This is a genomic window from Ensifer sp. ENS11 (assembly GCF_014851895.1).
Taxonomy (GTDB): domain Bacteria; phylum Pseudomonadota; class Alphaproteobacteria; order Rhizobiales; family Rhizobiaceae; genus Ensifer; species Ensifer canadensis.
In genome coordinates this window covers 118,567-136,301 of record NZ_JACVAN010000005.1, presented here as the reverse complement: position 1 = coordinate 136,301, position 17,735 = coordinate 118,567, and the positions used below count along the sequence as shown (strand labels likewise).

Sequence of the window (17,735 nt, the reverse complement as noted above, 5' to 3'; positions counted from 1 at the left end):
GCCGTTTCTTTAACGGTCTGAGATTGCACACAGTTAGTCGACGGAGGCTCTGATGATTGCAACATGTATTTTCTTTAAATTCACCCGCACCGTGCTGCTCGGCATGGCAGCCTGCCTGTTTGTCACGACATCCGTGCTCGCCCAGACAGATCCATTGCCCTCGTGGAACAACACCGGGGCCAAGGCGGCCATCGTTGCCTTTGTGGACAGGGTAACCGCGGAAGATACGCCTGGTTATGTGCCCGAGGTCGAACGCATCGCGGTCTTTGACAATGACGGCACACTGTGGACCGAGCAGCCGATGTACGTGCAACTCGCCTTCGCACTTGATCGTGTCAAGACGGAAGCTGCCACCCACCCGGAATGGAAGGACACGCAGCCGTTCAAGGCCGTGCTCGACAACGACATGAAAGCCCTTGCCGCAACGGGAGAAAAGGGACTTGTGGAGTTGGTCCTGGCGACCCATAGCGGGATGACAACGGAGGAATTCCAGAAGATCGCCTCCGACTGGATCGCCACGGCGCGCCAACCGAGGTTCAATAAACCCTATACCGAGCTGGTCTATCAGCCAATGCTCGAACTGCTCGCCTATCTGCGTGAAAACGGCTTCAAGACGTTCATCGTCTCCGGTGGAGGCGTGGAGTTCATTCGCCCCTGGGCCGAGCAGGTCTACGGGGTCCCACCTGAGCAAGTCATCGGGTCGACCATCAAAACGCAGTTCGAGATGCGTGAGGGCGTGTCGACCTTGTTTCGCCTGCCACAGATCGACTTTATCGATGACAAGGCCGGCAAGCCTGTTGCGATCAACCAGTTTATTGGCCGCCGGCCGATCGCCGCCTTCGGAAATTCTGACGGCGACCTCGAAATGCTCCAATGGACCACGTTGGGCGGCACGACCACTCGCTTCGGCCTGATCGTCCATCATACCGATGCGGAGCGCGAATACGCATATGACCGCGACAGCCCGTTCGGCCGCCTCGACAAGGCACTGGATGCCGCGGCCGACAACAATTGGACGGTGGTCGACATGAAGGCAGACTGGAAGCAGATCTTTCCCGCGAAATGAAGCCGAGCGTTTCGCACGCGGCATCGCCGATATTTCCAATGGGGAGGAGAAATCACAATGAGGATCAATCGCATCGCGGGTTTGATAGGCTGTGTCGTCTCCCCCTTCCTCCCTTCTACTAGCCGGAAGCCTATTCCAGTAAACAGAAGAGCAATTGGTCCCGAGAAACGTGCCAAGCATCGCTGACCAAGGCTACCTCGGTTCGTTCCTTTGCCGATGCTTCGGCTGCGCCGCTCCGTGCGTCCTGATCATTTTTGGAGTAGTGGGAGGCGTGAGATTGAAGATTGCATTCTGTCTAGCGGCTGTTTCTCGGACGGCACTGCTGACTTGCGGATTATCGGTGTTCGCCGCCGCCGCTACGGCGGAAATGGCTGTGCCGCCTGCCGCGGACCCGCAGATCGAAATTCACGATAGCTTCGTAGATGAGAAGGCGTGTGCTTCCTGCCACGCTGGTCAAGCCGCCGCATTCGCGAAATCCCACCATGCAAAGGCGATGGCTCTTGCCAACGAGAAGACGGTGCTCGCCGATTTCAACAATACCCAGTTCGAATGGAACAGCGTCAAGGCAGTTTTTTCCCGCCGGGATGGCCGCTTCTTCGTTAGCACCGAAGGGCCTGACGGCAAACCGGCGGACTTCGAGGTGAAGTACACGTTTGCCTACGAGCCTCTGCAGCAGTACCTGGTCGATATTGGGGGTGGCAAGCTGCAGGCTCTCGACATCGCCTGGGACACGCAAAAGCAAAAATGGTTCTGGCTCGGCGAAGGCTCCTCGGCGAAACCTGGCTCGACGTTTCACTGGACAGGCCCGTTCTATCGATGGAACCGCACCTGCATCGACTGTCATTCCACCGATCCCCAGACCAACTTCCAGCCGCAGACGGACGAGTATCAATCATCCTATGTCGCGACCAGCATCGGCTGCCAGTCCTGCCACGGCGGCGGTGCAAAACATGTCGAATGGGCGAGAGCCAAGGTCGGGAATGCTCAAACGGCAGCAATTGCGGGCCTCGGCCTGTCGAAGGTCGATGCGAACACTTGCTTCGCCTGCCACGCGCGGCGCGCCCGGCTTGTCGATGGCTATCAGCCGGGAGGCTCCTTTCTCGACAATTTTTCCCCGGCGTTGCTGCGTAGCGATCTCTACTTTCCGGACGGACAGATTCTGGATGAGGTCTTCGAATACGGATCGTTCCAGCAGAGCAAGATGGCAAGAGCAGGTGTGACGTGTTTCGACTGCCACCGTCCGCATGAGGGCAGCGTCAAGGCCGTTGGAAACGCGCTATGCACCCAATGCCACACCCAGGATGCGCCAAAGCGCTTTGCCAGCACCGATCCGGGCGGCGCTTTCGACACTCCAGCCCATACGCATCATCCGGAAGGCTCCGCTGGCGCGCTCTGCGCCAACTGCCATATGCCCGAGCGGACATACATGAAGGTCGATCGTCGGCGTGACCATTCTTTCGTGATTCCGCGCCCAGACCTTTCCGACATGTACGGAACGCCGAACGCCTGTACGTCGTGCCACGACGGTAGGTCGAACAAGTGGGCATCGGAGACCCTGGATACTTGGTTTGGTGCAGGCTGGCGCAAGCGCCCGACGATCGCACATGCGTTCGCCGCCGCGGCGAAAAACGACGCTGCCTCGATCGAGGCCTTGCGGGCATTCGTCGGGGACGAAAAACAAGCTGGAATAGTCACAGGAAGCGCCATTGCCGAGATGAGCAGGCTCGCTGGAGCTGACGTCGCCGCAGACGTGAAGGCGGCGGCGGAGAGCCCCGATCCGCTGGTGCGTCTGGGGGCAGCCGAGGCTGCTGCCAACCTGCCGCGGGAGTATCGGCTTGATGCCATCGGCGGACTTGTCAGCGACGACGTACGCGCAGTGCGGGTGGCTGCTGCCAGGGCACTAGGAAGCACGCAGTCGCTGGACTTGCTCGGTGATCGACGTCGTGATTTCGACCGTGCGGTGGCCGATTTGAAAACGTATGTTCAAGCGAACGCGCACGTTGCCGAGACACAAAGCAGTTATGGAACGTTTCTGCTTGAACAAGGACGTCCAGAGGAAGCGGAGAAGGCGCTCCGTCAGGCGATCCATCTCGATCCAACCCTTGCGGGCGCGCGCATCAACCTCGCCGAACTCTACCGCGCAACAGGGGAGGGCGAGAAATCCGAACAGACCTACGCTGAAGCCGTGGCAACCGATCCGGATCGAGCCGACCTTCGCTACGGGCATGGCTTGTCGCTTGTGCGTCAGAAGGCAATGGAGGAGGCGACAGAAGAACTGAACGCGGCCGTTCGCCTGGATCCCGTCAATTCCAGATACAGGACGACAGCGGCGATTGCCCTGGATTCAGTCGGGCGAACGGAGCAGGCGTTTGCGCTCTTCGATGCTGCTGCCTTAAGCGGAGCAACGGACGCCAGTCTGCTCGGCACGGCAATTCAGATCGGTCTCAAACTCCGCCGTTATGCCGATACGCTCCAATTTGCACAGGCCTTGGCCCGTCTGCAGCCGGACAATTTACAGATTGCAGAACTCATCAGGCAATTAAAGGATGCAGTTGAGCATGGTCGATAAACTCTGAGTTTGCATTCGTGGCGGTCGGATCGTGCGCTAGCCTTCTTACGACGTGACGGGATGCCGGCCAGGCTTGGATTGGTCGCGGATTGGCAGCTTGCTCTCTAAACCTGCCCGGTGGTGTGGGCTAGCGGCAGCTTGATGGCATGCGGTCCGATGTTCAGGCCAATCTGCAGGCTGTCGGCGATGCGCCTCGCTCGGTCGAGAAAGAAGGCAGCGGCCTCGCCCTTGCAATGTTTGCCGACAGTCCCTTCGAAAATTTCCAGCCAGTGATTGAAATGCTCGGGAACAAGATCGAGACCCTGGTGGGCGACATGGGGCTTCCCGCCATAGTGTCCCGTTTTCAGGGCTATCGACGACCAGAAGTCGACCAGCGTTGAAAGGTGCAGATCCCAATGTTCGCCAATGCGGGCGTTGAAGATCGGCCCGAGCATGGGATCGTGGCGGATGCGGCCGTAGAAGTCGTGAACGACCGCCCTTATCAGTTCTTCGGACATGCTGGCTGGAAGCAGTGTCGCACACATGGTCTTCACCGATGCTTTGTGGTTCACCATTCCCTACAGCGCCGCGCGTCTTATTAGGCGCGCAAAGGTCGTTGTAGCACTTTGAATGGCTGCATGTTTTATCCTTAAATCGAATAGGATTTAAGGAAACATGCAGTAGGCCACGAGGTCGGCGCTGTAAATCCGCGGCCATGCGGCATGGTGTCGTCCTGACATAGGCCGTTCGGGTGGTCGAACGATGATCGCTTGCGTCAGCGCAAAGAGGCTCCACCGCTTTGCGCCTACCAAGGACGTGGACGAGCTCGCGTGGAGAAACCGTCTTCACGGACTAGGCGGAGATGCAGGACATGATCGAGTTTGGGATGAGGGATGAGACATTGTGCGATTGCACGATCGAGGTCGCCGAGTGGTTCGCCTGCATGCCGGGGTATAATGCTGAGGCCGGGCAGTTACTCGATCTTCTGGCGCACCGCCTCGAGAGAATACGCGACCGCTCGGAACGGGCGAGAACCATGCCGGACGCGCGCCTGTCGACCTCGACGACACTCGTTTGAGGGTGGCCATTGAGATCATCGCTAGATGCTGTTTGCATATCAGAACGTCTCGACACGCCGTCAATGTCGGGCCCCGGCTTGAGATATTTGCGAATGGCGCTCTATCCTTCATGACGAAAACCTGGTCCTCAGAGAGATCCGTTCAATGCTGACATTGACCAATAGGCGGGTTATCCGCGTCGAACGCGACCCCGAGGGCGATTTTTCCGTGCCGGCGCCAACGATGTCATCGGCACTCCGCCTGCCCCCGGCGGAGTTGAAAAACCGCCTGAGCCGAGGCGAGGTCAAGAGCCAGGTCGAGGTCGGTCAGGGCGAGCACGTTGGAACGTTCAGGCTAACGCTGCGATGTGGCGGTCGCTGCTGGACTGCGACGGTGTCTGCGGACGGAACGGTCATCGACGAAGTCTTTTCGTTTGATCGCGAGCGCTTGGCGAACTGGCGCCGGCGTCACCTGGACGCAAGCCAGCGTCGCTGACAGGCGCCAGGTTTGTCTTGGCATCGGGTGCGTCGGCCTCGTTACGCGCCGAGACCAAAGCGCCTCCGAGTGCCTGCCCGGCTCAAAAGATCCGCGCCAAGATCGGTCCGGGTATCGATCAGGGCCTTTATCTCTTGCGGCTCCATGAGGCTGAAGGCTGTCGACAGCGCATCCGCTGTGACCGCGTCATCGGCGACAACGCTCACGCGCCGATAAGACTGCATCGTCAAGCCGGTGCGGGGATCGAGAATATGCGACAGCCGTCCCGCCTCATCAAAACTGAAGCCTGCAATGCCAGACGTCGCGACCGCCCTGTCGACGAGCGGTAAAACGATGTCTGAGGCAGCGTCCACGTCGCTTGCCGCCAGCCCAACCTGCCATGGGCTGCCATCTGCGCGGGCCCCGATCGTCCGGCTTTCCCCCATATGGACCAGGCTGCTCGCCACGCCGTTTTGACGAAGCAGATCGACGATGCGATCGGTAATGTAGCCCTGTGCTATGCCGTTCAGAGTCAGAGCCATGTCAGGCATTGCAAACGCGATCCGGTCGCCATTGAACCGGACACGGGTGAGGTCGACGTAAGCCAGTGCCTGTCGGATTGCGCGTGCCGACGGACCGCGCTGATCGGAGGACGGTTTGGCGAAATGATCGGCATAGAGCGTCCAGAGCGGTTGAACCGTCGGATCGAATGTGCCGCCGGTCATTTTGTGAAAGGACGCGCAGATTTCAAGAAGATGTACCAGTTCCGCCGGCGGGGCGACGAGCGCGCCCATCCTGTTCAAGACCGAAAGGGCTGAATCACTGCGGTAGAGGCTGAATATCGCCTCCAGACGGTCAATTTCGACCACGACTCTGTCCAGCAGTCGGCGTGCCACTGCTTCGTCTTCATGATTAAGGATCAGTGTTGCCGATGCCCCAAGCGCCTGGCCACTCCACGTGACCGGACGCAGGGCCGCTCTGGCTGCGCCGGGTAATGGCAGCAGAGGCAGGCCTATGGTCGCCCCGATGATAGCGATTGCACGCCGCCGCCCGATAATCCTAGTCATGACTAGCCTCCGTCGGTTCGGAAAATGATGTCAACGCAGGCGATGCCCCATCTGCTCCCAGCACATAGTCTTGCGGTATGTTGCCAAAGCCGACGATTTGGCCGCCATGCCTTTCGGTGAAGCTGAGCGCATCTTGCCTTGAGGAGAAGGGAACGGCCTCGGCTGCCCCCATGCCGCCACGCAATCTGCTGCCGACGACATAAAAGGCGCTTTTGGCGTCGATCCAGTTGTCCGCTCCGGGCTTCTCCCAGGTCGGCGCCTTGCCCATGTCAGACACGTAGATAGCGGCGATCTCCTTTGGTTCTTCTGGCAGCAAGGTGAAGGCGACTGTGTCGCGGGCCGACGAAAACCAGATCGGTTCGGGTATCTGCTTGAGGATGACCTGACCCTTGGGGCCGGGATGTTCGAGCACGTTCATGCCGCAATAGCGCCCCATGGCGTCGTCGGTCAGTGAATATGGAAGAGGCGGGCTGTCTGCTTCTTCGGCGGCACATCCAACCAGCACGAAGGCACTCATCGCCACGGCGACGAGGTTGCGCGTTTTCATAGCTCTCTCCTTGAGAATATCGCAGTGGCTACCGCAAGCGGCGCAAATGTCCATGACACCAGCGCCAGGATGAGCCCGGTCTTGCCGAGTGCCGATTGCTCGGCCACGCCACCCATCCCCGACAGCGACGCTGCGTCGCCCGAGCCCAGATTGAGCAGTCGATAGGCGTCGGTCGGATTGAGCAGCAGCAAGGTATCGAGCAGGCCCGCCGGCAGTGCCTGGCCTTGCCCTGCCACAAGCGCCCCGAGCAGGGCCATGTCATAGATCAGAACGAAAAACAGCCACACCGCGATTGCGATGCCGCCAGCAGTGCTGCGTTCGCTGGCAACGGTGCTTGCGAGGTAGCCGATCGCGATGAAGACCGCGCCCAACAGGACGGACGAGCCGATCATGGAGGCGAAAGCAAGCCAGCTTGAGCGCGCTATGTTGCCATCGACGACTGCAAGTGCAACGGCGGCAGCGCCATAGCCGCAAAGCGTTGCAAACAGCAGGATCGTCAGGTGACCTGTAAACTTCCCAATGAGAATCTGCCTGCGGCCGATGGGATAACTGAGCAACAACAACATCGTGCCACGCTCGGTTTCGCCGACGATCGCATCGTGCGAGAGCAGGAGCGCGATGAGCGGAACAAGAAAAATGGTCAGGCTCGAGAGGCTGACGACGACAATATCAAGCCGGCTGGCACCGACATTGCCTGTCGGCACACTACCGAGGAACGACAAGGTGAGCGCCAGAGCCGCCAGCAGAAGGGTCGTCGCCACGACCCAGCGGTTGCGCATGCCCTCCTGGATCTCCTTGCGCGCAATGATCATGATGTTGTTCATCGGCTATCCTTTTGACCCTGAAGGAAGTGTGCGTAGAGTTCGTCGAGGGTCGGCTCCAGGACGACGAGGTTTGCAATCCCCAATGCGGCGGCGCTCAAACGGTGCAGGACGGCGAGCTTGTCCTCCTGCCTGACCTCTATTTCGAGATCGCCGTCGTGGTGTTTGACGACCTGGCCCGCGATTTCCTCCTCAAGCGACTTTCCAGCCTTGGTGGTCACGCGAATGCGGGTTGGCAGCCTTGAAAGCTTGCGAAGATCATCGAGGGTGCCGTCTGCGATCTTGTTGCCACCGTTGACGATGATGACGCGATCGGCACGTCCCTCGAGTTCCGTCAGCGCGTGCGACGAAAGCAGGATCGTCGTTCCCTTGGCGCGCAAGGCCTCGATGAGTTCGTAAAAATTGTGCCTCAGCGCCGGGTCAAGCCCGCTCGTGGGTTCGTCGAGAAGCAGGACATGTGGGTCGCCAAGCAGAGCCTGGGCCAAGCCGAGACGCTGGCGCATCCCCTTCGAATAGGTTCGCACCGGCCGGTCAACTGCCGCCCTGGAAAGGCCGACGCGATCGAAAAGTTCGGTCGCAGTGGTCGTGTCAGCGCGCTTCAGGCGGGCATAAAAGGCAAGCGTTTCCCGACCGGTCAGGGCGAGGTGAAAGGACACGCTCTCAGGCAGATAGCCAAGTCTTGCGCGAACGCCGAAATCGCCTGAGGCCGGGTCTTCGCCAAGGACGCTGACCCGGCCCGTCGTCGGTCGGATAAGGCCGAGCATCAGTTTGATCAAGGTCGTCTTGCCGGCGCCGTTATGGCCGACAAGGGCGATCGTTTCACCGGCACCCAGCTCAAACGAGACGTCTCGAAGAGCCTCCGTCTTGCCATAGTTCTTGCCTGCATTGGTGACGCTCACCGTAGGTGTCATGGTTGCTGGTCCTCGTCGTCCGGGCGCATCATCAGGGGATGGCTGTCGATTACGCCGCCCGGCAACAGCGCCGGAAAGCGCGACTGGGCAAAGCGAATGACTTGAACGGCCGGGCTTGTGATCAGAACCTTGGCCTGCGGTGCGGTCCAAAGTACCCGGTCGATCAAGTCGTTCGGCCGGTAGGGATTGTCGCCGACCCCGTCACCATTGAGATCGAAGGCCGGATTGTCGCTCCAGTAATTGCCGCGGCCATTTTCGGACCAGTCGAGATACCGGGCGCCGACATATTTGACCTGGTTTCGATTGTTGATGAAGGCATTGTCGGACAGTGCATTGCCCTCCGAGCCCGCCGTGAAGTGAATGCCGATCGAGCAGCCCTCAAAGACATTGCCGCGGAAGCGGTTCTTGTTGGCGTTGTAGATGAAGACGCATTTTTCCGGCCCCAATCGGACGGCCGTCCCCTCGGCAAACGTGTCTTGCGCGGCCGGCAGCCCGTGTTCGGGTTTTTCCTTGGCGCCACCGTTCGCCATCCAACGGTCGGAATTCTGAAGCCGCCCGCGTACGACGTTTCCGGTGATCTTGGAGCTGTTGGCGTAGTTGAGGAGCAGGCCGTGATCGCGATCGCCGTCCGAGACATTTCCGATGATCTTCAGGCGGCTTGAAAACATGATGGCGTAGCCGACAGAATTGCCGGTGGAGATGTTGCCGCTGATCTCGCTGTCGTTGGTGTACATGTAGTGGATGGCAAAGCGCAGGTTCTCAAACCTGTTCCCGTTGAACACGTTGCGTTTGCTGGCGTTGGTCGCGATCCCATCGCGTCCGAAGCTGATAGTGTTGTCGATGACACGTGCCCCGGGAGCGTTCCAGACCGTGACGCCGTTGCCGGTTTCGCTGAAGCGCCTGTCCTTCGTCCCGACAATGCGATTGCCGCGCGCCAGGGATCGGGCGGCGCCATGCAGGTAGATGCCATAGAGATTGCCGATGATCTCGTTGTCTTCAACGGATGCACCTTTTGCCGTCGCGGCAACGAAAACACCGGAGTCCATGGTTTCAAGGTTGCTGCCCGAACCCTCGATCCGAAGCCCGCGCAGGATCGTGTCAGCGGCGTTGATGGTGACGACGCTGCCCTTGCCACTACCGAGAATGGTCGCGCCAGGCTCGCCGATCAGCGAGATCGCGCTGTCGATCGTAACTGGCCCCAGAAAGCGCGCCGGTGGCAATATGAGCGTGTCGCCGGGCGTTGCGGCTTCGATGACATCTTGCAGCCTGGCATCAGCGTCGACACGGATCGTCGCAGCGCAAGCGGTGCCGATGGCGGCGCAGAGCGCCGCCATCGAAACACCGAGCATGAGAGTGCGCGCGTGCATCAGGCCTTCTTCGGCTCGACGAGCATGCGGCCCTTCATTTCCATGTGCATCGCATGGCAGAACCAGGAGCAGTAATACCACCACACGCCGGGCTTATCGGCGCGGAATGTGACGGAGGCTGTCGCCTGGGGCGCCACTTCCATGTTGATGCCATAGTTGATGATCGAGAAGCCGTGCGTCAGATCCTCCACCTCATCGATGTTGGTGATGTAGACGGTCACTTCGTCGCCCTGCTTGACCGTGAAGCTTTCGAGGCCAAAGGCCGGTGCGGCCGAAGTCATGTAGACACGCACTTTGTCGCCATCCCGAATGACTTCGGAATCAATCAAAAGATCGATACCGTCCTTCTTTGCCTGAGCCACGGCATCGGCAAAGAAGACATCGTCCCGGCTCCAGACGCTCACCGGATTGATCTTGGAATTGTGGACGATCGTCGCGTCATGCGGCTCGGCGAAGGTCGGATTATCGTGCACCAGAACCATCTGGTCGCCCGAAATGTCGATCAGCTGATCGTTTTCCGGCTTCAACGGACCGACGTTCAAATAGCGGTCCTTGGAGAACTTGTTCAGCGAGATCAGCCATTTGCCATCGGCGTCTTTTGTCTGTCCCATGGACGTGTGGTTGTGTCCGGGCTGGTAGTGGACATCAAGCTTCTGGCGGATCGGGTCTACCTTTTCGCCGGCAAAGGCTCGTTTGGCGTCGTCGATGTTCCACTTGCAGATCTGGCTGTCGATGAACAGCGTGGTATAGGCATTGCCCTTGCCGTCATAGGCCGTGTGCAGCGGCCCGAGACCAAGCTCCGGCTCGGCAACAACGGTGTCCCTCGGCTTGATCTTGTCGGCGAAAAGGTCGTCGAATTTGCGCACATCCATGACCGTAACAGTGGGCGAGAGCTTGCCGTTGGCGACGATGTGAATACCGTCAGGCGCAGTGTTCATTCCATGCGGTCCGTTCGATACGGGGATGTAGCGCGTATAGGGTGAGCCGTGGCGACCATCGAGGACGGGGACGCCGCCCATCTCCTTGAATTCGCCCTTTGCGACGGCCTCCTCGATCCGCTTGAGGTCAAAGACAACCACCCAATCCTGGTCCTTGGCCATCATCTCCGCAAGATTGACGCCCTCTTCGGAATTGTAGCAGGTGGCGAAGGCATATTTGCCCTGGTAGTCGGCATCGACATTGTCGAGGTTGCCGTCGATCATGACCTGCCAGGCGACCTTCATGGTCTCGCCGTCCACGGCGGTGAATATGGCGTGATACTGCTTGTGATCGTCGAGAACCGAGCCGTCGTTCGGCACTGGTACACGGTCCTCACCGTTGCAGAAGACATAGCCCGTCTTGGGATATTTCTGTACGCGCAGACCGTGAACCGTATGCTGGTTCGGCAATTGGATGATCTTGTCGCAGCGCATCACGTCGAGGCGAATGCGGCAGACGCGGGTATTTGCCTTGTCGTTGGCAAACAGGTAGCGCCCGTCATAGGTTCCCTCCGTGAATGAGGGGTGCGGATGATGCAGGTCGCCATTGAGATAGATGCCGCCCTTGTCTTCCAGATATGCTTTCGTTTCGGGCAAAAGTCCTTCGGTGAGCACCTTGCGGCTTTCATTGGTCTGGCCCCAGCCGGTGGCGCTGTCGCGATTGAAGACCGGGATACGCATCAGCTCGCGCATGGATGGCAATCCGAGAATGCGCAGTTCGCCGCTGTGTCCGCCGGAGAAGAAGACATAGTATTCATCGAGCTCGCCTGGCTTTACCTCGAAGGGCAAGCCGCCTGTGCCTTGAGCGAATGCCGGTGATGCGGTTGTGCCGGACAGGGCAAGCGCCCCACCAACACCTGCCGCCCCGGCGACGGCCGCCGCGGCTGTCGTGCCGAGAAGCTGACGTCGATTGAGGCGCACTGCTTTGTCTTCTGTTGCCATTTCGATTTCTCCTTGTGTGGATTTCAGATGGGTGTGGCTGGCGGCGGCTCGTCGCGCACGATCGGTTTTCCCTTGTGCGTAACCGCCGTCCTGCTTGGCGCTTCGCCTCGCGATGTGGGGGTCGAAAGGGCCTGAAACTTTTCTCTCTTGAGCCGGACCTGGATCATGTGCGGACAGCGCGTATCGTCCTGGTAGAGTTCCTGGCAGTGCATGCAGTAGATGCACTCGTTGACATTGATCTGCCCTTCAGGGTGGATCGACTGAACCGGACATTCCTTGGCACAGCGCTGGCAGGGCGAGCCGCATTCGGGCCAACGCTTTAGCCATTCGAACATGCGGATGCGTCCTGGAATGGCGAGGGCTGCCCCCAGCGGGCAAAGGTAACGGCAGTAGAAGCGCTCGATAAAAAGACCGGCCGCCAACAGCGTCAGTGCAAAGACGACGAAGGGCCATTCACGGGCGAACTTAAGGACGATCGCGGTCTTGAAGGGCTCGACTTCGGCAAAGACTTCGGCGAGCGCCAGTGAATAGAAGGACAGACCGAAAAGGCCGAGAAAAACGATGTACTTGATCGGCCAGAGACGCTCGTGAAGGCCCCAAGGAACCTTGATCTGCGGTACCTTGAGCCACTTCGCGATGTCGTTGGTCAGTTCCTGAAGGGCGCCGAAGGGGCACAGCCAGCCGCAAAACGGACCACGCCCCCAAAATAGAAGTCCTGCCGCCACGGCGGCCCACAGCAAAAAGATGAGGGGTGCCGACAGGAAGAACTCCCAGCGGAAACCGGTGATCAAGGCGTTTGTGAACGTCAGGACATTGACCACTGAAAGCTGCGCATTGGCGTACCAGCCGAGCCAGACAAGTGCATAGACAAGGAAACCGCGGCGGATCCAGGCAAACAGAATGGGGCGTCGGACGAGCCAGTCCTGGAAGAAGAAGATCGCAGTCAGAAACACAAGTGCCGTTGCGGTGAGGGCGACCGAGACACGGTTCATCTGCCAGATGCTGACCCACAGTGGTTGGCCGTCTGCTTCCTCGCCAACAATTGGCGCCGTGCCGTCAGAAGGGCTGACCTCGAGCGGGTGCGTGTCGGCAACCAGATACTTCTGTGGCAGGGCATAGCCGAGGTTGAAAGGCAATGTCGCCTTGTCTCGCCCACCGGCGCTTCGCTGCACCAGAAGTTGTACCTCCCATGGTGCCGTGACATCGAAGGCGAAGTCAGGCGACACGACAAAAAGGGCGATCTCGCGAAGATGAGGCGCACCTTGCGCTGCAAGCGATGTCAGGCGCGTGTGGTCGCGGTCGCGAAACCGCATGCCCTGGCCGTCCTGGAGCAATTCAATCCGATCGAAGATGCCGCCGCGCACATAGCCCGAACCCTTGAAGGAATAGGCTCCATCGCCCGCGACGAGCAATGCGCTCTGACCGGGTTTAAGGCGTTTGACAAGGCGACCGTAGCCTTCCTCACCGAGCAGGCTTTTGCCGATGGCCGGAACGCTCACGGGCGCTGTGTAAAGGTCGATGAAGCGGTCGTTGGGCGTTACCGTTTCCGGCCGTTCTGCCGCTGTCGCTTGATTGGCCTGGCGAAATGCATCCGACACTTCGCCGACCGTCATTCTAAGGCTGCGGATCGAGCCGTCGCCGAGCAGGCTCTGCCAGTCGGCCGTCTCGTTCATTGCCGGATCGAGCTTGCGGACGGGAGGCGCAGGCTCTTGGGCGACGCTCGCCTTGGTACCAAGGCGATTGCTGCGGATCAGGCGAACGGCCGAACGAACAACACTGTCGCCCATGACCAGAACGGTGACGGTCGCGCCGCTGACGATATCGACCTGTGGCGGTCGCTCCTGTCCCCTCGCAACGCGACCCAGGTCGCGGCCGATGATGGCGTTCAAGGCGGCGACGACCTTGCGTTCCGGAATGCCGATCAGGACGATCGGTTCCTTGTGATCGACAAGTTTGATCCCCTTGACGATGCCGTTTGGATCGATGCCGACGGCGATGTGAATGGGCTTGCCGGAGTAGCCTATAGCGCTGGTGAAATCCGAGTTGAGATAGGCATATCCGAGCAGATCGGTACCCCGAAACACCGGCGCGATCGGTGGTTCGCCGACAGTGGCGCCGAAGCGATCTGCACCCGCAAAGAGCTCGGCGGGCACTATCTTTGAAAGATAGTCATCGAGCCCGCCGGCGGCATAGGAGCCGTGTGCTCCAAGCAAAACAAGGAGCGTCGCGAGCATCATGCAGAGCAAGCGGAGACGGTGGCGGTTTTTGTTGTTGTTGCGCATTTCTTGTCGCTCCGTCCCGACAGACTGGCTGCTCGGTTTGGCGGGCATCCTTGTTTCCGGCGAATTGACCGGCAACCTACGCAAAGTCCGATCACCTTCTTTGCGCTGCAACAAACGGAGGTGCGTTTGTTCCTGTAAAACAGTCGCATAGCGCAAGCGAAGGAGCCGTCATGCCGACACTCAGGATCGATCCGCCGTTGGTCGCAACGCTTGGGGAACTTCTTGAACTTGCCGTCAGGCTTGAGCGCGAAGCCATCGACGGCTACGTCATGCTCGCAAAACGCATGCGCCGCGAAAATCGAGCCGATCTAGCGGATCTGTTCGAAGGGCTTGCAGCTGATGAGCGCGGACATCTCGATATGGTTTCCGCTTGGATTGAAGAGGCGAACCCACCTGTAGGTCCGGCACGGATTTTCGCCGCGACCGACAATGCAGGTATGTTTGACGATGGGGATGCGCTTATCGTGGCCCCGGAACTGCTCAACGCCTACAGGGCTTTTTCAGTCGCCGTGCGCAACGAGGAGCAGGCGTTCATGCTTTGGAGCTATGTGGCGGCGGATGCGGCTTCAACCGAAATCAGACAGGCAGCAGAACGCATGGCGCTGGAGGAACTCGGCCATGTCCGCATCCTGCGCAAAGCCAGGCGAACAGCGTTTCACGACCTGCGGAGCCATCGATTAATCGTTGCTGACGACCTGGCGGCGGTTGAAACGCAGCTTGCCGATTGGCTGGAAATGAACGCAGGCGATGCAAGGGCAGAGGGCACCGCGTCATGGTCGTCCCTTTCAACTGATGCCCGGCAAAGAGCCCGCCAGATGATCGATGTTCCCTTCGCCGCCCCCTTGGGTTTAGCGCCACTGCCTGAGGGGGGCACGATTTCGGCGATGGTGCTCTGCGAGTTCCTGCTTGAGCGTTATCTCGACCTGTCCGAGCGTGAGGGCGACGATGGTCTGCGGCAACGCGCGCAGACCTTTGCAGCAGCCACGATCGATTGTTTGCAGGCCCTCCGTGGCAGAGCGAAGAAGAATGCGGCAACGCTTGCGACCTCGCCACAATGAACTTGCGTTTCGACAAAGAACGATCGGCCGAACTACCGCAACGTCTCTCCTGACATAACCTTCCGGGCATTGAGGAGAGCACATTGACGGAATTGAACTTGAACTTGGACGCCACCGTCGGGACGATTGCATGCGAACTTCCGGGTGCAGCCGAACTCTTCAGACAGCATGGAATCGGTTTTTGCTGCGATGGCGATGTTTCGCTTGGTGATGCGGCGGCCGATGCCGGAGTTGTGGCGAGCGACCTGCTTGACCGCCTTTGGGCACTCGAGCAAGCCGCAAGGCGCGATGCGCCGGACGGCACCAACGAGCTTATCGCTCATATTCTGGAGCGATATCACCAGACACACCGAAACGACCTCGAATGGCTGATCCCGCTTGCGCAGAAAGTGGAACACGTTCACGCCGCCCATAGCAGCGCGCCGATGGGCCTTGCGAAGGCGCTTGTCGACCTTCAAGACCAACTGATCCCCCACATGGCCCGCGAGGAACTCGCCCTCTTTCCGATGATGCGCCACGAGCCGGACCCCGATATCGAGCACTTGATAGGCAGAATGCGAGACGATCATGCGTGCGAAGGCCAAAGCCTAGCCACCATCGAGCATCTCACCCACGGGTTTGCACTTCCAGACGGCGCCTGCCGATCCTGGACGGCTCTTTACGTCGGTCTTCAAAAGTTTTCCGAGGACTTGGTCACGCATATGCATCTGGAAAACAAGGTTTTGTTTCCGCGCTTTTCCAGCGTTGAGGACGTAGCGTCTCCGTCATGACATCTTCCATCGGTGGACAGATGGTCGCGACCGATATCGGCGTGGCGCTGTTATCGTTGCGAATTCGTTGTCGCTCTGCCTCGCTCTACCGGGCGGGGCGGCAGTTCTGGTTGAGGTGTCGGGTGGACCGGTCCTAACGAACCGGAGACTTTGGTTTCCTCTGGCTCCCGTTGCATTAAATTCCAGGCAACTGGCAGGGCTCGGTGTATTGTTTCACAAGCTCGCCAAGTGCAATTCTCCGCGGTCGGGATGACTGTATCAAACGCGCAAAATGGATCTGCTGGAAACGGCAGCATGAGCGATCTTTGAAGCAGGGGTTGCCGGCAATGAGCGGCGTAAATTGCGAAAACAGCTGGTGATCGCAAAACCTTTGGGTCGCTCGACCGATTACGTCTCGGTCTTCTTCCGCTTTCTTTGAGATATCTCTTCTACCACGGCTACCGGGCGAACACGCTCGCAACTGCATCTGAACTCGGATCATTTGAGCCCCGTCGCAAATGGCCAACGTTCGTTGCGAACTTGCCGCCGGGGGCCAGTATTCTCGCCGCTGGCCGTACGGCATCGGGCGAACCTGTCCGTCAGTTTTAATAAGCTGTCATACAGATTTGACAAAGCTGTGATGATCTGTCTAAGTATGTGTCATACAGAATGGTGCGGGGAGCCGGCCATTTTCGCATACCGGAGGAACAATGATCATCACCGACGTCGATGTGCGAGTCTTCCGCACGACCACGCGCCGCCATTCGGACAGTGCTGGCCACGCGCATCCAGGCCCGCCGCATCAGGTGGAGCAGGCAATTCTGACCATTCGCACTGAAGACGGCCATGAAGGGCACTCCTTCACCGCGCCGGAAATTGTTCGTCCGCACCTGATCGATAAGTTCGTGAAGAAGGTTCTTATCGGTAAGGACCATCGTGACCGAGAAAAGCTGTGGCAGGACCTCGCCCACTGGCAGCGGGGGTCAGCCGCGCAACTCACCGATCGCACGCTTGCGGCTGTCGATTGTGCGCTGTGGGATCTTGCGGGCAGGACGCTCAATCAACCTGTATACAAGTTGATTGGCGCTTATCGCGACAAGGTACTGGCCTATGGCTCCATCATGTGCGGCGATGAACTGGACGGCGGCCTGGCGACGCCGGACGATTACGGCCGTTTTGGCGAAACGCTGGTTAAGCGCGGCTACAAGGGCATCAAGCTACACACCTGGATGCCGCCGGTCAGTTGGGCGCCGGATGTTAAGATGGATATCAAGGCCTGTGCTGCGGTGCGCGAAGCGGTTGGTCCGGATATCCGTCTGATGATCGACGCCTTCCACTGGTATTCCCGTACGGACGCGCTCGAACTTGGGCGGGGCTTGGAAAAGCTCGGCTTCGACTGGATCGAGGAGCCGATGGACGAGCAGTCGCTGTCTTCCTACAAGTGGCTTGCCGACAATCTCGACATTCCTGTGGTCGGGCCGGAAAGTGCCGCGGGCAAGCATTGGCATCGCGCCGAGTGGATCAAGGCCGGTGCCTGCGACATACTTCGCACCGGCGTCAACGACGTCGGCGGCATAACCCCTGCGCTCAAGACCATGCATCTCGCAGAAGCTTTCGGCATGGAATGCGAGGTGCACGGCAACACTGCCATGAACCTGCATGTGGTCGCTGCCAGCAAGAACTGCCGCTGGTACGAGCGCGGCCTGCTGCACCCGTTCCTCGAATATGACGATGGCCACGATTATTTGAAGTCACTTTCCGACCCGATGGACCGGGACGGCTACGTCCACGTGCCTGATCGCCCCGGGCTCGGCGAGGATATCGATTTCGACTTCATCGACAACAACCGCGCGCGATGACAGTGAGGT

At 59.4% G+C, this 17,735-nt stretch carries 15 protein-coding genes; 7 read left to right on the top strand and 8 right to left on the bottom strand.

Features of this window, described 5'->3' with window-relative positions; all coding sequences use genetic code 11:
- The first annotated feature begins 52 nt into the window (after positions 1–52).
- Positions 53–1,066 carry an HAD family phosphatase gene (locus IB264_RS11945; protein ID WP_057216761.1) on the top strand — a complete coding sequence of 338 codons (1,014 nt, stop codon included), beginning with the start codon at positions 53–55 and terminating at the stop codon, positions 1,064–1,066.
- Between the two features lie 367 nt (positions 1,067–1,433).
- Entirely contained in the window at positions 1,434–3,635 is a 2,202-nt protein-coding gene (locus IB264_RS11940) for a tetratricopeptide repeat protein (protein WP_082557400.1), read from the top strand.
- 104 nt (positions 3,636–3,739) lie between these two features.
- Here the strand turns inward: IB264_RS11940 and IB264_RS11935 are convergent, their stop codons facing one another.
- Positions 3,740–4,189, bottom strand: coding sequence for a group III truncated hemoglobin (locus tag IB264_RS11935; RefSeq protein WP_225906216.1), 450 nt, complete (start codon positions 4,187–4,189; stop codon positions 3,740–3,742).
- Between the two features lie 296 nt (positions 4,190–4,485).
- On the opposite strand from IB264_RS11935, the gene IB264_RS11930 reads away from it, so the two are divergent.
- Both IB264_RS11930 and IB264_RS35590 read left to right on the top strand, forming a co-directional pair.
- Positions 4,486–4,692 (top strand): hypothetical protein, encoded by a 207-nt coding sequence (locus IB264_RS11930; protein WP_128090348.1) that lies wholly within the window; start codon positions 4,486–4,488, stop codon positions 4,690–4,692.
- A 145-nt stretch (positions 4,693–4,837) separates the two neighbouring features.
- Positions 4,838–5,167, top strand: coding sequence for a DUF6522 family protein (locus tag IB264_RS35590; RefSeq protein ID WP_057207022.1), 330 nt, complete (start codon positions 4,838–4,840; stop codon positions 5,165–5,167).
- 41 nt (positions 5,168–5,208) lie between these two features.
- Here IB264_RS35590 and IB264_RS11925 read toward each other — a convergent pair whose 3' ends face one another.
- From IB264_RS11925 to IB264_RS11895, 7 genes are read right to left on the bottom strand one after another with little or no spacing between them, the layout of a single operon-like run.
- Complete coding sequence (locus tag IB264_RS11925; protein WP_192433389.1) at positions 5,209–6,213, bottom strand: FAD:protein FMN transferase; 1,005 nt, start codon at positions 6,211–6,213, stop codon at positions 5,209–5,211.
- Complete coding sequence (locus tag IB264_RS11920) at positions 6,206–6,760, bottom strand: nitrous oxide reductase accessory protein NosL (RefSeq protein WP_057216768.1); 555 nt, start codon at positions 6,758–6,760, stop codon at positions 6,206–6,208. The genes IB264_RS11925 and IB264_RS11920 overlap by 8 nt, the downstream gene beginning before the upstream one ends.
- A complete protein-coding gene (locus IB264_RS11915) occupies positions 6,757–7,584 on the bottom strand; it encodes an ABC transporter permease (protein ID WP_057207023.1) in 828 nt (275 codons plus the stop codon). Before IB264_RS11915 ends, IB264_RS11920 begins: the two co-directional genes overlap by 4 nt.
- Positions 7,581–8,492, bottom strand: a complete 912-nt coding sequence (locus tag IB264_RS11910) for an ABC transporter ATP-binding protein (RefSeq protein WP_192433387.1) — start codon at positions 8,490–8,492, stop codon at positions 7,581–7,583. Before IB264_RS11910 ends, IB264_RS11915 begins: the two co-directional genes overlap by 4 nt.
- Positions 8,489–9,859 carry a nitrous oxide reductase family maturation protein NosD gene (locus tag IB264_RS11905; RefSeq protein ID WP_025430421.1) on the bottom strand — a complete coding sequence of 457 codons (1,371 nt, stop codon included), beginning with the start codon at positions 9,857–9,859 and terminating at the stop codon, positions 8,489–8,491. The genes IB264_RS11910 and IB264_RS11905 overlap by 4 nt, the downstream gene beginning before the upstream one ends.
- Entirely contained in the window at positions 9,859–11,778 is a 1,920-nt protein-coding gene (gene nosZ / locus IB264_RS11900; protein ID WP_025430420.1) for a TAT-dependent nitrous-oxide reductase, read from the bottom strand. Before nosZ ends, IB264_RS11905 begins: the two co-directional genes overlap by 1 nt.
- Before the next feature lie 23 nt (positions 11,779–11,801).
- On the bottom strand, positions 11,802–14,015 hold the full coding sequence (locus IB264_RS11895) for a 4Fe-4S binding protein (RefSeq protein ID WP_375154965.1): 2,214 nt from the start codon (positions 14,013–14,015) through the stop codon (positions 11,802–11,804).
- A gap of 215 nt (positions 14,016–14,230) precedes the next feature.
- Here IB264_RS11895 and IB264_RS11890 point away from each other — a divergent pair, with 215 nt between their 5' ends.
- The 3 genes from IB264_RS11890 to IB264_RS11880 all read left to right on the top strand — a co-directional run bounded on the left by IB264_RS11890 (position 14,231) and on the right by IB264_RS11880 (position 17,726).
- Positions 14,231–15,118, top strand: coding sequence for a ferritin family protein (locus tag IB264_RS11890; RefSeq protein WP_025430418.1), 888 nt, complete (start codon positions 14,231–14,233; stop codon positions 15,116–15,118).
- An 83-nt stretch (positions 15,119–15,201) separates the two neighbouring features.
- Positions 15,202–15,888, top strand: coding sequence for a DUF542 domain-containing protein (locus IB264_RS11885; protein ID WP_192433383.1), 687 nt, complete (start codon positions 15,202–15,204; stop codon positions 15,886–15,888).
- Positions 15,889–16,577: 689 nt separating this feature from the next.
- Positions 16,578–17,726: a mandelate racemase family protein gene (locus tag IB264_RS11880; protein WP_057221126.1), complete on the top strand. Its 1,149-nt coding sequence runs from the start codon at positions 16,578–16,580 to the stop codon at positions 17,724–17,726.
- The last annotated feature ends 9 nt before the right edge of the window (positions 17,727–17,735 follow it).